Annotated in this window: 11 protein-coding genes; all 11 read right to left on the bottom strand. The window is 44.3% G+C overall.

Annotated features, from left to right (window positions below; all coding sequences use genetic code 11):
* Position 1: 1 nt before the first annotated feature.
* The 11 genes from J2W55_RS15580 to J2W55_RS15530 all read right to left on the bottom strand — a co-directional run bounded on the left by J2W55_RS15580 (position 2) and on the right by J2W55_RS15530 (position 13,149).
* Positions 2 to 343 carry a PAAR domain-containing contractile injection system baseplate protein gene (locus tag J2W55_RS15580; protein WP_310097412.1) on the bottom strand — a complete coding sequence of 114 codons (342 nt, stop codon included), beginning with the start codon at positions 341 to 343 and terminating at the stop codon, positions 2 to 4.
* 31 nt (positions 344 to 374) lie between these two features.
* Positions 375 to 2,171 (bottom strand): type VI secretion system tip protein VgrG, encoded by a 1,797-nt coding sequence (gene vgrG / locus J2W55_RS15575; protein WP_310097411.1) that lies wholly within the window; start codon positions 2,169 to 2,171, stop codon positions 375 to 377.
* 3 nt (positions 2,172 to 2,174) lie between these two features.
* Complete coding sequence (locus J2W55_RS15570) at positions 2,175 to 2,894, bottom strand: CIS tube protein (protein ID WP_310097409.1); 720 nt, start codon at positions 2,892 to 2,894, stop codon at positions 2,175 to 2,177.
* The gene (locus J2W55_RS15565) at positions 2,894 to 3,055 is read right to left on the bottom strand and encodes a DUF5908 family protein (RefSeq protein ID WP_310097406.1); all 162 of its coding nucleotides are present in this window, start codon (positions 3,053 to 3,055) and stop codon (positions 2,894 to 2,896) included. Before J2W55_RS15565 ends, J2W55_RS15570 begins: the two co-directional genes overlap by 1 nt.
* 38 nt (positions 3,056 to 3,093) lie before the next feature.
* Entirely contained in the window at positions 3,094 to 3,621 is a 528-nt protein-coding gene (locus tag J2W55_RS15560; RefSeq protein ID WP_310097403.1) for a phage tail protein, read from the bottom strand.
* A gap of 2 nt (positions 3,622 to 3,623) precedes the next feature.
* Positions 3,624 to 4,055, bottom strand: coding sequence for a phage tail protein (locus J2W55_RS15555; protein WP_310097400.1), 432 nt, complete (start codon positions 4,053 to 4,055; stop codon positions 3,624 to 3,626).
* A gap of 42 nt (positions 4,056 to 4,097) precedes the next feature.
* On the bottom strand, positions 4,098 to 6,107 hold the full coding sequence (locus J2W55_RS15550; protein ID WP_310097398.1) for a phage tail sheath C-terminal domain-containing protein: 2,010 nt from the start codon (positions 6,105 to 6,107) through the stop codon (positions 4,098 to 4,100).
* An 18-nt stretch (positions 6,108 to 6,125) separates the two neighbouring features.
* On the bottom strand, positions 6,126 to 7,298 hold the full coding sequence (locus J2W55_RS15545; protein ID WP_310097395.1) for a hypothetical protein: 1,173 nt from the start codon (positions 7,296 to 7,298) through the stop codon (positions 6,126 to 6,128).
* Entirely contained in the window at positions 7,295 to 7,891 is a 597-nt protein-coding gene (locus J2W55_RS15540) for a contractile injection system cap protein (protein WP_310097392.1), read from the bottom strand. Before J2W55_RS15540 ends, J2W55_RS15545 begins: the two co-directional genes overlap by 4 nt.
* A 364-nt stretch (positions 7,892 to 8,255) precedes the next feature.
* Positions 8,256 to 9,791 carry a RagB/SusD family nutrient uptake outer membrane protein gene (locus J2W55_RS15535; protein ID WP_310097389.1) on the bottom strand — a complete coding sequence of 512 codons (1,536 nt, stop codon included), beginning with the start codon at positions 9,789 to 9,791 and terminating at the stop codon, positions 8,256 to 8,258.
* 25 nt (positions 9,792 to 9,816) lie between these two features.
* Positions 9,817 to 13,149 carry a SusC/RagA family TonB-linked outer membrane protein gene (locus J2W55_RS15530; RefSeq protein WP_310097386.1) on the bottom strand — a complete coding sequence of 1,111 codons (3,333 nt, stop codon included), beginning with the start codon at positions 13,147 to 13,149 and terminating at the stop codon, positions 9,817 to 9,819.
* Between the last annotated feature and the right edge of the window lie 342 nt (positions 13,150 to 13,491).

Genomic DNA, 13,491 nt, shown 5'->3' with positions numbered 1-13,491 from the left:
ATTAACCTCCTATAATTACCGTTGGACATCCTATTATTATTGAACCGCCATGCACTGTAGGGTCGCCCATACGTGCGGCCGGCTTACCACCTATAAGTACTGTAGATGAGCCATTTGCAATAGAATCAGGCGGACCTGCACAGGTACACATATCGCCCACACAGGCCGCGGGCAGCCCTCCTATTAATACCGTCGGGCTACCCGGTGGCAGTACAGGTCCGCCTACATGTGGAACCGGTCCGTTAAACATCGGGCAAACGTGCATATCTGAAACTCGTGCTGCAAAAGGCATTTTTTGTTGTTTTATGGTTGACTTTGTGATCAATAAGAGCTTTTTTAACATAAAAACTGCTCGTTTTGATCAATAAATTACATTAGTTGATCATTACTACACCGCCCTTTATGGTTGCGGTACCTGAGCCCTCAACTTTTACAGATGGCGCCGATAATGAGGCGCTGCCACTGTCGGCTTTTATAGATGCGCCGCCGGCACTTACCGAAAAACTTGAGGATGGACTGAGCGAAATATTTACCGCTTCAATGGTCAGGTCGCCGGTTGCCTTTAGTTTGATATTGGCACCACTCTCCAAACTTATGGCCGATGAATCCATAGTAACCTTGTTGCTGTTCTCATCTTCCAGCTGGATATATCCATCTTTCTCGCTGATGGTTACCTTTTTGCCCGCGGGTGTTTCAATTTTTAATGATTTTTCATCATCGTTAAATATCATTTTCATCCCGCTGCGTGAGGTGTACCCCTTTTCATCGTTTTTATTGGCGGCTTTTAGGGGAGCCGGCTTTGTGCTGCTGTTGAGCATGCCCAGTACCAAGGGGTGCCGCGGGTCGTTATTCAGGAAGCCTACCACAACCTCATCGCCAATTTCGGGGCGAAAAAAAGTGCCCCGGTTATCACCGGCATCCAAACAGGCAACACGGGTCCATATTCCGTCTTCGCCGGCATCAATAATTGGCAACCTTACCCTGATGCGGTCCTGGCTGTCGGGGTCATTTTCCAGATCAGTAACTACACCTATCTGCAGACCCTGTATGGCGGGCAGCATATCTGCTGCCGGAGCCGAACTTACATCGGGCTGGCGGGCAAATAATTCATTTGACAAGCCAAACTGTACATCGGTTGTCCAGTTCCCGTTCACAATTTCATGCCTTACACCCGAAACAAACACTTTTCCGTTAAAACGATCGCCCACACCGCCTATATTAATGAGGTCGCCGGGATTCAGCTGGCCGCCATACCCACGAAAGCGAACCCTCCCGCGGCAGCGCGACATACGCGCTTTTTGCAAACGGCTGTCGGCCAAACTTTGTAGCTCGTCAGCTGTAATATCTTCGCCCGTGTACAGGTCATACTCCGTTACCCCAAGCACATTGCCCAGGTCACTGCTTGAAATGTTGCCATTCTCTTCAAAGCCGGGCTCAGCGGCACTCGCGGTAGCAATTTCCTGGTTGGTATAATCCCAGGTTTTGGCAGTAAGGCTTTGATATTGGTTACGGGCGTCAAGGTCGGCATCAAACTCCAGTATGGTTGCGCCAAATAGGGCGTCGAGCACGGTTTCTGAACTAAAATCTGGTTTTTTTATGGTTATTTTCGCATTATCAACCACGCAAAGCTTTCCGTTGGCTTCCATCCGCGATACCATAAAATCCCAATCGGTACTATCATACTGAACAATGGATTCCAGCTGCGCGCTGGTATCTTCAATATCGCTGTCAAGCCCGTAAGCACCAATGATCTCTGTAACAGCATCACTGTCTTTAACATCATAAAAGTATTTGTTTTTGCGGGCTACGGTCATTTTTACCGCTTTATCGCGGCAATCCAATATCAATACCGGCGAGCCATTGCCCCGTATTTTAAGACTATGCCTTAAAATAATACCATTAAAAAGTGGTTGTTCATCGGCATGGTAACCTGCGGCTATTTCAATTTCGGCCCCGGGAACCAGCGTGGGTTCATTACTTATTGCAAAATCCTGTGCTGCGGCGTCGCCATCATATATAACCAGTTTGGCTGTGGGGATGCGGTTTATCTCCTTGCTGAAATTCATTGAAGCCACCTGGTACGATGCCTCCAATACATTGCCGTTTACTTTTATGGTGAAAGTAACCAGGTCGGTATTTTGTGTTCCGGGTAATGTTTGGCTTAATGACATGATCTATTTTGCAATTGGTGGAAAAATAATTTTAGTTCCGGCTACTAACCTTTTAAAATCCGACAGGCCGTTGTATTGCGCTACCTGGTAGTAATACTTACTATCGCCGTATTCTTTGTAGCACATCAGCGGCAGGGTATCGCCTTTTATTACCGTTCGTATATGCGTCAGATCAGGCGACTGCCGGTTTTCAATGGCTGCCAGCTTGGTTTCGTCAATTACGCCCTGGAAGGTACAATCAGCCTCGGCGCGTAATGGCGAACCATCGGGATTAAACAATTTAAAGGTGAGCGTCATCCGCGTCATCTGGCAATTGTAAAGCAGCGGCCCCCACTGTAGCTGTACATAACGTGGCTGGTGCGTTGTGCCATCAAAATTGTACACCACGCTTTTAAACTTTTCAAAATCCTGAACCACGTCCGGCTTATCTGCCGGCAAACCCGGTACAGCCAAGCCTGATAGCAGCCCGCCGCCGCCTCTTTTTATTACGCCGGTACCATCAAACAGAAATTTAAAGCTCAATGATTGCGGCGACCGCTTGCTGAACGATGTTATACTTTCGCTTGAGCCCTGCGCGCTTTGCTGGTTCACCTCAGTTCCGTAGGTAAGGGCGTATGATTCAGGGTTTATCAGCACATCATATTCCAATCCTTCGGCTTTGGTACCAAAACTGATATCCGTATAGGCTACCAGCTTCATCTTTTTTAATTCACCCAAACTCATCAGCGTTCAGTTTTTTCTTTTAAAATTTCAAGTACCTGTTCCACGCATTTGGCAATAATATCGTCACTTGCAACGGCCGGGGCAGGCGATGATGACGGGGAGTTTCCTGCCCCCTCATGCACTGTTGTTGTAATTTGCAGTTCGCGTATCTCTACTGGCATTGGTTTAATTATTTAAACTACCGGTTTAACCATGTTGATCATCCTACAGAAATGCTGGCACTCGCGCTGGCGCCGCCGCCCAGCAGATCGGCTACGGCCCCTACCGCGGCTCCTACCGCTGCCGATAGGTTCAGCGTTTTATAATATTCGTACCGCAGGGTCATGGATTCAATAACTATCTGCCCCTGCTCTGCATTAAATTCTGATATGCTGTATTTAATGGGGATAGCGTTGGCTATGTACCAGGACGATACCGGTAAATGATCTTCATTTAAAAGCGATATCAGCATATTGGTAGGCTGGTAGTTAAAGTTCTCAATACTGTCAAGGCACCATGCGGTTACTCCTGATACCGGTGTCATTCCACGTTTTAAAACCAGGTCTGAATATCTGTTGCGTCCGGGCAGGCGGTGAACAAAGCGGTTTTCGCCTCCTTCCTTGTAAGTGTCAAGGTCAACATCAACCGTAAGGCCTGTAACATCCTGAAAGCGGAAATCATTAGGTACCTGCGGAAATATCTCAAACACCACCAGGAAATGGAACCCGGTAAAAGGATAATCAAACATGACTATTCGTTTTGCATGGTTAAGCCTTCATGAGCCAGTTCAAGCGTTTCAAGGGCCACGTCGTTACCATCGGCCTTTAAATCGGTTGAGGTAACTTTGGTTGGCCAGGCGTTTTTAACTTTCCATACAACCACCGGTGCCAGCGTTTCATCAAGCAGGCTTATGGTAATATCGCGCCTTTCAACAGTATTCATGTTGATGGTGTTGAACCAATTGTAAAACTCATTGTCTGATTTAAAAATACCGCGCTTTAAAGTAATGTTGCTGAACTTGCGCTGCCCGGGCATCTTTATTTTATGATATTCGGGGCTTGCACCGTCACGGTATTCAATTACGTCATTTGTTATATCAAGTCCGCTTACGTCAGTGAAACCGATGCGTGTGCCGCCCCAGTCAACACTAAAATGGAATTTCGGAAGTGGGTAATTAGCCATAATATTTGATTTTTAGGTTGATAATGAATTTTTAATAAATAATTAAGCTTGTTGCTGGATCTGTGAAAAGCGCAGGATGATAAACTCGGCCGGACGCACAGGCGCCATGCCTATCTCAATGATCATTTTGCCATTAAGTATATCATCAAACGTCATGGTTTGGCCCAGGCCAACTTTTACATAAAATGCCTGTTCGGGTTTTGGGCCCGCCAAAGCGCCAAGGCGCCACAGGTTGGTGAGGTAATTCTCAATCATGGCGCGCACACGTACCCAGGTATTGCCGTCATTTGGCTCAAATACAAATTGCATAGCGGCTTTTTTAACCGATTCCTCAACCATAATGTAAAAGCGGCGCACAGATATATACCTGAAATCGTTACTGTTGCCATCCAATGTGCGAGCACCCCAAACCAATACGCCTTTGCCGGTAAAGGCACGTATGGCGTTAACTGACTTGCCTGAGTCGGTATCAATGTTCAGGTCTTCCTGCATATTGTCGTCAATATTTACCAATGGCTCAACCACGGTATTAACACTCACATTGGCAGGGGCCTTCCAAACACCGCGGGTGCCGTCAACAGAGGCATAAATGCCGGCCATAGCGCCACTTGGCGGTACTACAATACCCTGGTTTTTAATGGCTAATGTAATGTTGTTATACACCGCGCTTGAATCATTTAACTGGATCTCAAGATTTGCCAGGCGTAAATTCACTTCGTTTATAAAAGCCGATATGGAATTGATGACGCTTGAGTACAGGTTATTTACGCGGGGCCTGATGTATTTTACAGCCGCGGCATCGTCTGCAGGTGCAGGTGTGCCGTATACGGTAGCATCGGCGGCTATCGCTGCATTTGGATAAGTAGCAAAGCCACCCGCTGTGGCTGTGCCTACAGCTCCTCCGGGGAAACTGTCATCCAACAGGATCAGCTCACGTATCAGTTGGTCCATAGGTGATATATCCGCAGCGGTAGCCCCGGCCCTGATATAGCCTGTATGGATGTCTTTTGTTGTACGCCCACCATAAATATGGCTTGGGTCAGCATCTGTCAATGTAGCGTTTAAAGCTATAAAACCCAGCAATATATCTTTAATGTACCCAAAGCGCAGCTGTAGCTCGGGCTTGTTATTTGTTGCGGGTATTAAAGCATATGCATCAGTGAGCGGCACGGTGTTATAAGGGGCAACATTGAACGGGGCGGCAAAGTTGGGCGTTTTTATAAATGGGTTAACATGGTTTTTTAAATCGCTTATTGCCTTGTCAATCTGGGTTACAAAAACATTATTGGTTATGATTGTATTTGTGGCAACGTTGGTACCGGCGGGTTTTTGCAGCTTGATGTTCTGATACGAAAAACCGTACGATAAGCTTGAACGCAACCACGGATAATAAGCGGCCCCATAGTTTAAATTGGCCGACCCAATGCCATTCCTGAACACGGTTATCACGTCGGCATTATCAAACGTCCGCTCCTTGTCGCCGTTAAGCACATCCAGTATCACAAACCTGTCCTGCAGGTCGGCACATGCTTTAAGGGAGGTTGTAGCCAGGTTATTAAAATCACTGGCGCCAAACAAAATAGCATCTGGGATAACGATCAGCGTAGGTTCGTCCTCCTTACGTAAAACCTCAAAACTTTTGATCTTTCCCGATTCGATAAAATCAGTGATGCTCACCGAACCGTTGCTGTTATATTTTCCAACCGAAATGATATAACAGTTAATACCGCCGTTATTATAAAACATCCGTACGGCGTTGTACAACTGGTACCTTGGCGATATGGTTACCGTATCAACGCTATTGTCGGTCTTGAGCGCAACATTGGCTGTAAGGTTTGGAAAATCGGCCCCAAAATACTGTACATACTGTACCAGTGATGAAATGCGTACAGCCTGGTTAACCACGCTTTTGCCATTTTTTGTTGCATCCTGCGTATACCCGATAAATACCGGAACCGCAGTGGCCACCTGAGCAATAGATGGCGGAAAGGATGGAATTTCATTCACATAAACCCCTGGAGTTTTAATTGTGCTTTCGTTTATTTGTGACATATTTTTTATGGGTTTTTATTAAAAATTTAAAAAGATCTCTGAACACGGATAAGTATCTGTTCCCTTTATGATAGTGGAAAGCCGCTGTGGGTCTGCACAGGCAATTGGGGAGTAATCATGATTGTTTACTGTCAGTTTTAAGTTAAGCGCCTTATTGCTCAATGGTATAGGCGTAAGTGATGTAATTACGCTTGCCGGGTTGGCAAAGTGGTACAGGTTTGCCGCATCATTTATTTTACCCAGCTTGTTGCTTGCCAGGATATATTTCCAGATGGTTGCCCGGTTTAAAAAGTATATGCTAAATTTAGACATCGGGCTAACCAGCAAACCAGCCGCATCAACCAGTTGGCAAGGTGCCGGCGCCGCATCATTAAAAATGTCAATTACCGCGAATACCTTGCTCCCGTTCAATTCGTCATTGATATATATCCATTGTTGCTTTCCGTTAATGGTTAAGGAATATTTACCGGGTTGTAACCCGCTAAGGTCAAGCGTGAACGATGAAACCGGGTTTGAAAAAGTGATTGTTTTTGACAGCACGGGTTTGGTATAAGTGGCCGCAGCGGTATCATAGCCTAAAACCGATATGCCGGCCGAAGGCTGCACTGACCCTAACTGGTAAGTGGATACAGGCGGCAGCCACTGCAGGGCATCTTTTTCAGACAGGTATTGGTTTTTATCCACCTTCATCCAGTGATCGGTATGTGTAAGGTCAAATTGGTGCAGCGGATCATTGGTAACTATGGCGCGGTACACCTCATTGGCCGCATTGGTTGCCAGATCACCAGGATGATAAGTATTTGCATTATTATAAAGGGGTATTGGCGATGAAAGGAACGTTTTTGCGTTGCTAACGTTATTGTTGCGGTTGGTGAAGTAATAAATTTTACCCGGATTGGTTGATGATAAATTGGTAAAGTTGTAAAACAGTGAATTGTTAAGCTTCATGAAAAAGGTAAGCTGCATTCCCGTTTCAACCGGGATGAATGGCTTTAAGGGATTAACATTACCGCTGCAATGTATGCCGGCATATAATTGATTGTTATGCTGCTTAACAATCATTTTATGACCGTTGATAACCTTTGAAGTTTCCGTTGATACCGCAATGCTGAAGTCGGTACACAGCTGGTCTTTATAGTAGCTATGCAGCAGTTCAACAGTGAACAGGTTTCCGAAATTTACATCTATCATAACGTTTGCACTGTTTTATCGTTAACCATAATTTCATGCAGCAATGGCGCATTGCCCTGTGAAAACTCTTCGCTGATACTTATCATGCGTACTTTATACATTACCGACGGCAGGTACTTGGAGCCCAGTATCCCCCATAAATTATTCATATCCTGAAATGATAAGGTGTTGAGGTCGAGGATCAGTTTTTCGACACCGGCCGGCAAGCCCGGCGAACCAGGCTGTGTAAACACATTTTGATATTGAAAGAACTGGATGATGTAAGAGATGCGCTTTAATGACTCGGAGTACGATGACAGGTTAACCGCGAACAATACATACAGGTTGATGTATACTTTAGGGTTTTTATATATAAGGCTGTTATCTTGCCTTACATAGTTTTCGGGCGATTTGCTAACCCGGTCCTCTTCGATATTAACCAATGTGATAAAAGCGTTTGACGGGGCGTTACCGTTGCCCCCTCCTTTGGTTTCGGTATCGTTCCAGGCAATATTTGCCAGCTGGATAAACGAATTGCTATCAGAAGGATCCAGTTTCAAACGCAGATAGGTATCCAGCTGCGCATTCAAGAATGTTAAGACCTGATCTATCATTTATATTAAATTTATAATGGTTATAATTCTGCTTTATGAAGGGACCATAAAGCAGAGGGGTATTAATAATTGTAAGGGATAATTACTATGGGAGTAAAATTAGGTTCTTAATTATTAATTAATATGCGTACTTCCACTAAAAAACCAAAGAATGCTCACGTATTTTTACGCATTTTCAGGTAACTGTATAACAGCTGTTTAAAATACATTTATTCTACCCCGGAGTTAATTAACAAAGGTGGAAAACAAGCCCTGCGAAATGGTCTTTTAAAAGCATTCCGACCCGCTTCGCCGTATCTGTGTGTAAACAAAAAAAGAGGGCCGTAATGCGGCCCTCCTTTTTAACTATACATTATTTGAATGATCAATACCCGGGGTTTTGATACATTTTTGTTGGGTTCAGTTTGTATTCATCAAACGGAATTGGGTAAAAGCGATCTTTAGTGGTGAAGTTTGAAAGCTGCGCCGAACCAAAATTTGCCTGCGCTTTGCCTTTAAAATATGCTACCAGCTGATCGGTAGTAAACGCTCTCAACAAATCAAACCAGCGGTGGTGTTCAAACGCCAGTTCAACACGGCGCTCATGTAAAATAGCCAGCTTTAACGTTGGATACTTTGTAGCATAGTCGCTGTTTAATATTGACGCAGCATAAGCAGGCATACCTGCCCTTGCACGTACCATATCCAGATACTGAATAGCTGTGGCGTCGTCCCCTAAATCATTGTTAACTTCGGCAAGCATCAGGATCACATCAGCGTAACGCATCAGTATCCAGTCGTTACCGCCATAGCCCAGTTTGCCGGCACCGTCGCTCACATCCCTGAACTTGGTAACAAACCAATCTTTAACAATAGGGTCATTTGCGTATTTAACGGAGAAGTCCTTGCGGGGGTCACCGGTTTCATAATCGTTGATCAGATCATGTGTAACATTATAGCCAACACCAGAGGCGGCTTTCTGTGAGTTGATGGTTTCGCCCTTTGCCTGGTTATTCGCCGCTAATGACGAGCTGAAATTGATATCGCCCTGCTTGTTCACGATCTGAAAAATTAATTCAGGGCAGGTCGCTTTTTTGTTCACATCAAAAACGTCAGTATAAGGAATACTGCTTAGCGCGCCGAAAGTGCGCATGTTATAGGCATTTGTTAAATATGTTTTAGCATTGGTAAGGTTGGCCTGACGGTCACTTTGATTTAAAGTAGTTGCCATAGTTAAATATACCTGTCCTAAAAGTACGTTGGCAGCGGCTTTTGACGCGCGGCCGATACCGGCGCCTGTTTGCAGGTTAGGCAGCGGGCTGTTGTTAATTACGTCTTTCAGGTCCGTTACTATCTGCGCGTATACGGTAGCCTGTTTTTCACGGAACGTTGCGGCAGCTACTTCCGGCGCGCTTAATTGTTTGGTTACCAACGGAACATCGCCCCATAACCGCACCAGGTGAAAGTATATCAGCGAGCGTAGAAATTTTGCTTCGGCAATATATTGCAGCTTTTGGCTCTGATCGGCAAACGGAACTTTATCAATATATGACAGCACAACATTTGCACGCGTAACTGTACCATACAATGATACCCAGTGGCTTTTTAAGTAAGTATTGCTGGGTACAAGCGAAAAGTTATTAAACTGGAAAGGTTCGCCGGCGTTTGATTGGTTGTCATTGGTGCCGGTGTCATCTGAACGCTGGTCGGTCCACAGATCGCTGCTTTCGCCTATATTGTTTGAACTGCGCAGTGATTCATAAATACCATTAACGGCCAGCAATATATCATTAGGCGACTTAAAATTATTGTCGAGCGTAATGGCATTGGGGTCATGCTCGGTTAAAAAGCTTTTTTTACATGCAGGGCTTATCGCTATAAATGCTGCAAGGCAAGCTATAGTTATTAATTTTTTCTTCATCTCTATATTCTCGTTAAAAAAATCTTTAAAAAGTAACATTAACACCTAAGTTGTATGACCTAACCAGCGGATAAGTACCATAATCAATACCTGGCGCAAGGTTAACAGCCTGCGTATTATTGGAGGCGCTGCCCGAATAATTATAATCAACCTCTGGGTTGTAACCTTTATACTTTGTAATGGTAAAGGCATTCACTACGGATGCAAAAACGCGTGCTTTGCTTATGCCCAGGGTAGTTTGCAAAAACTGGGGCAGCGTATAGCCAAGCGTTAAATTTGTACAGCGCAGGAATGACCCGCTTTGCAGGTAAAAAGTTGATAAGCGGGTGCTGTTGCTTTGTGTACCGCCACGTGACGCGCGGTATACCAGGCCGTTACCCGGATCGGCGGCGTTTCTGTAGCGGTTGGCAACATCTGCATACTGGTTGCCTGAGCCTTCCATATTGTACAGGTAATAATCCTGCCCGTCCAATATTTTATTGCCGTATGAACCATTAAAGGATGCTCCGATATCAAAGTGTTTGTAGGTGCTGTTTAAAGCAAAGCCATAAGTAAATTTGGCATAAGGCGAACCAATAACGGTTTTGTCAGCATCATTTACTATGCCGTCGCCATTGGTATCTACAAAATACAGATCGCCGGGTTTAAGCGGATTGGTTGACGAGGCCGACGGCGCAACTTTACCAATGTTTTCCGGAGTTACCATACCACCTACCTTATAACCATAAAACATACCCACCGGCTGGCCCAGTGTGGTAATATTGGTTAAGTAAGAACGCTCTGCCCCATTGATAATCAATGTGTTATTACCCGGAAGTTTTACCACCTTATTGCGATTAAGCGATATGTTGCCGCTTGCATTAAATGTAAAATCCTTTGAACTAACTATTTTTCCATCAAGCTGGAGGTCAAAACCTGTGTTACGGATCTTGGAATCGCGCAGGTTGGTTAATATAGTTGTAGCGCCGGATATGGCCGAAACAGGCTGGTTATATAATAAATTATAGGAGTAGCTTAAATAATAATTGGCGATGATTGACAAACGGCCCTTGAATAAGCCTATATCAATGCCTCCGTTATATTGTGAAGTTGTTTCCCAGCTAAGTTTTGGATCCCTGATACCACCGGCATAAGTAGCGGTTGTAATGTTTGCATTGTTCCCGAAAACCACACCTGCAGGGCTTGCCAATGTTTGCTCAAAACCATAGTTTGGAATATTGAAGTTCCCGCTTTTACCCCAACTCGCGCGGATCTTTACGGTTGACTGCTCACCTAACAGGTTATGGTAAAATGGTTCTTCAGACAGTGTCCATCCGCCGGCTACTGATGGGAAATAGCCATATTTGTTCAAAGGGCCGAAGCGCGATGAACCATCAGCGCGGAAAGAGGCCGTCAGGAAATATTTACTGTCAAAATTATAATTTACACGGCCCAGGTATGATAATAACGTATATGCCGATTTGGCTGTAGGCAACGCCCCGTTTACTAAAGAAGTGCCTGTGATCAACGTAAAATTGCTTGGATCGGCACCCTTGCCGGTAATCTCGGGTATGTTGTCATTCTGAAACCCTTTTGCTGATACACTTATAATATCGCTTGTAGTTTTTTGGGCGGTATAACCGGCTAACGCGTCAAGGTGATGCTTACCAAATTGTTTATTATAATTTAATGTATACTCAGCAAGGCGGTCAACAATATTGGTTGTTTGCGCTGTTGCCGTAGCTGCCGCTATTGATTGGGTTGAACCCGGAGGGAAAGCACCACTGCTTAAATTTGTTGGCAGGTAAAAATCATATTTTTCATTATACACTTGTGTACCCAAATTTACCTTGGCGTTAAAACCCGGCAGTATATTATAGGTTACGTTTGCGTTATAAGTGCTGCGGTAACCTTTACGGGTAATTTTAACGCGTTCGGCAAGGGCAACCGGGTTTTCAATACTTTGATAACCATAGGCTGCCGATTGTGAAGCTTCGGCATTGGTAGCCAGTGAGCCATCGGGGTTGTAGGCTGGCAGGTATGGCATATAAATAAGCGCGCCTAAAATTGGTCCGTGGTCAAAACGTCCTTCCTGTACTTCGTTATTGGTATTTTGGGTATAGGAAACGTTGGCACCAACATGAAGTTTCTTGCTGATATCGCCATCAATATTGGTTCTGAAATTCAGTCGCTTTTGCCCTGTTGTATGGATAATGCCATCCTGGTTTTGATAAGCGCCGCTTATATAATAACGGATATCTTTTGACGCCCCTGAAAATGAAAGGCTGTGTTTCTGGAAAAAAGCGTTATGATACAGTTCATCCTGCCAATCGGTATTTACAGTTTGATGGATAAGCGACTGACTTGCAAAATCATAAAGACCGTCGGGTATGCTTACACTTCCGGCACTACCTACATTGGCAATACGCGCGGCATTATTATCAGAGTACATCGCATCATTCCATGTGTGGCCTCCATTCACCCAAAGGTCTTTGTATGTATTGTTTCGGCCATCTATCACCAACTGCGCGGCCTGGTCTGAGTTGAGCAGCTTTACTTTGTGGGCCAGCTGATTGATACCCGTTTGCACATCGTACTGAAATTTCCCTTTACCTTCTTTACCGCGTTTGGTTGTGATGAGCACTACACCGCCCGATGCGCGCGAACCATAAATAGCTGCAGAAGCCGCATCCTTTAAAACGTCTATACTTTCAATGTCGTCCGGATTGATAAAAATATCGTTACCGGCCGGGTAACCGTCTATTACGTATAAAGGATCTGAGCTGGCGCTGAACGAGCCAATACCCCTAACCCTTATTTTGGTACTTTGGTATGGCGCGCCGCTTGTTTGCGATACCTGAACACCGGCTACTTTGCCAGCCAGCGCCTGGCCTAAAGTAGGTGCTGCTAAATTAAGGTCGCTGGCTTTAACGCTCGAAATTGACCCGGTAACATCACTTTTACGAATGGTTTGGTAACCAATGGCAACTACCTCATTCAACATATTGCTTGCTGTTTTAAGCTTTATGTTCAGCACTTGCTGGTTTGTTATTACTACTTCCTGACTGGCAAAACCAATAAACGAAAACACCAGTGTTGAGCCCGAATTTATGGTTACGGTATATTGCCCCTTGCTATCGGTAGTTGTGCCTTTATGCGATACCTTTTCATAAACGCTAACGCCAGGCAACGGCAGGCCCTGATCATCAGTTACGGTACCTGATATTTTTACAGGTTCTTCGGTAACTTTATTACTTTGAGTTTTTGTTTTACTATTATTTGCGTATGCGGATGGTAAAAATGCAAACAGTATAACCAGGGCAGCACTTATCTTGATAAGATCTTTTTTTAAAAGATTGGGTATAATCTTTTTATACATATATTTAAATATTGATTGTTAATGGTAACTCCTTAAAGCATTGCAACCGCTTTTTCAGTTATTTGACAATTAATTCCCGGACCGGCAGAATATGAGGGTATTCGCCGGTTCATTATTTTCGCCGGGACGATTTTAGAATAAAAGGTTTTACTACATAGGCAATATTTTTATAGATTTTTAATAAATATCGTTTTAGTAACATTGCAATATTTAATATTTTACAATGAAATATTGCAGCTATTGAAAATATGTTAACGAAAAGCCAAATTTAATTCAATAAGCTTAAGCCAATAATGCCTGCATGTTAAGTTTATATTAACTATACAAAGTTTACATAGAACT

The sequence above is a fragment of the Mucilaginibacter pocheonensis genome, assembly GCF_031456535.1.
GTDB lineage: Bacteria > Bacteroidota > Bacteroidia > Sphingobacteriales > Sphingobacteriaceae > Mucilaginibacter > Mucilaginibacter pocheonensis.
Note: the sequence above shows the minus strand (reverse complement) of the source record. Positions and strands in the feature narration are given on the sequence as shown.

What these genes read in the sequence shown, in the direction of transcription:
- J2W55_RS15580 (WP_310097412.1), bottom strand. Translation starts at nt 343, where the DNA reads ATGTTAAAAAAGCTCTTATTGATCACAAAGTCAACCATAAAACAACAA.
- vgrG (WP_310097411.1), bottom strand. Translation starts at nt 2,171, where the DNA reads ATGTCATTAAGCCAAACATTACCCGGAACACAAAATACCGACCTGGTT.
- J2W55_RS15570 (WP_310097409.1), bottom strand. Translation starts at nt 2,894, where the DNA reads ATGAGTTTGGGTGAATTAAAAAAGATGAAGCTGGTAGCCTATACGGAT.
- J2W55_RS15565 (WP_310097406.1), bottom strand. Translation starts at nt 3,055, where the DNA reads ATGCCAGTAGAGATACGCGAACTGCAAATTACAACAACAGTGCATGAG.
- J2W55_RS15560 (WP_310097403.1), bottom strand. Translation starts at nt 3,621, where the DNA reads ATGTTTGATTATCCTTTTACCGGGTTCCATTTCCTGGTGGTGTTTGAG.
- J2W55_RS15555 (WP_310097400.1), bottom strand. Translation starts at nt 4,055, where the DNA reads ATGGCTAATTACCCACTTCCGAAATTCCATTTTAGTGTTGACTGGGGC.
- J2W55_RS15550 (WP_310097398.1), bottom strand. Translation starts at nt 6,107, where the DNA reads ATGTCACAAATAAACGAAAGCACAATTAAAACTCCAGGGGTTTATGTG.
- J2W55_RS15545 (WP_310097395.1), bottom strand. Translation starts at nt 7,298, where the DNA reads ATGATAGATGTAAATTTCGGAAACCTGTTCACTGTTGAACTGCTGCAT.
- J2W55_RS15540 (WP_310097392.1), bottom strand. Translation starts at nt 7,891, where the DNA reads ATGATAGATCAGGTCTTAACATTCTTGAATGCGCAGCTGGATACCTAT.
- J2W55_RS15535 (WP_310097389.1), bottom strand. Translation starts at nt 9,791, where the DNA reads ATGAAGAAAAAATTAATAACTATAGCTTGCCTTGCAGCATTTATAGCG.
- J2W55_RS15530 (WP_310097386.1), bottom strand. Translation starts at nt 13,149, where the DNA reads ATGTATAAAAAGATTATACCCAATCTTTTAAAAAAAGATCTTATCAAG.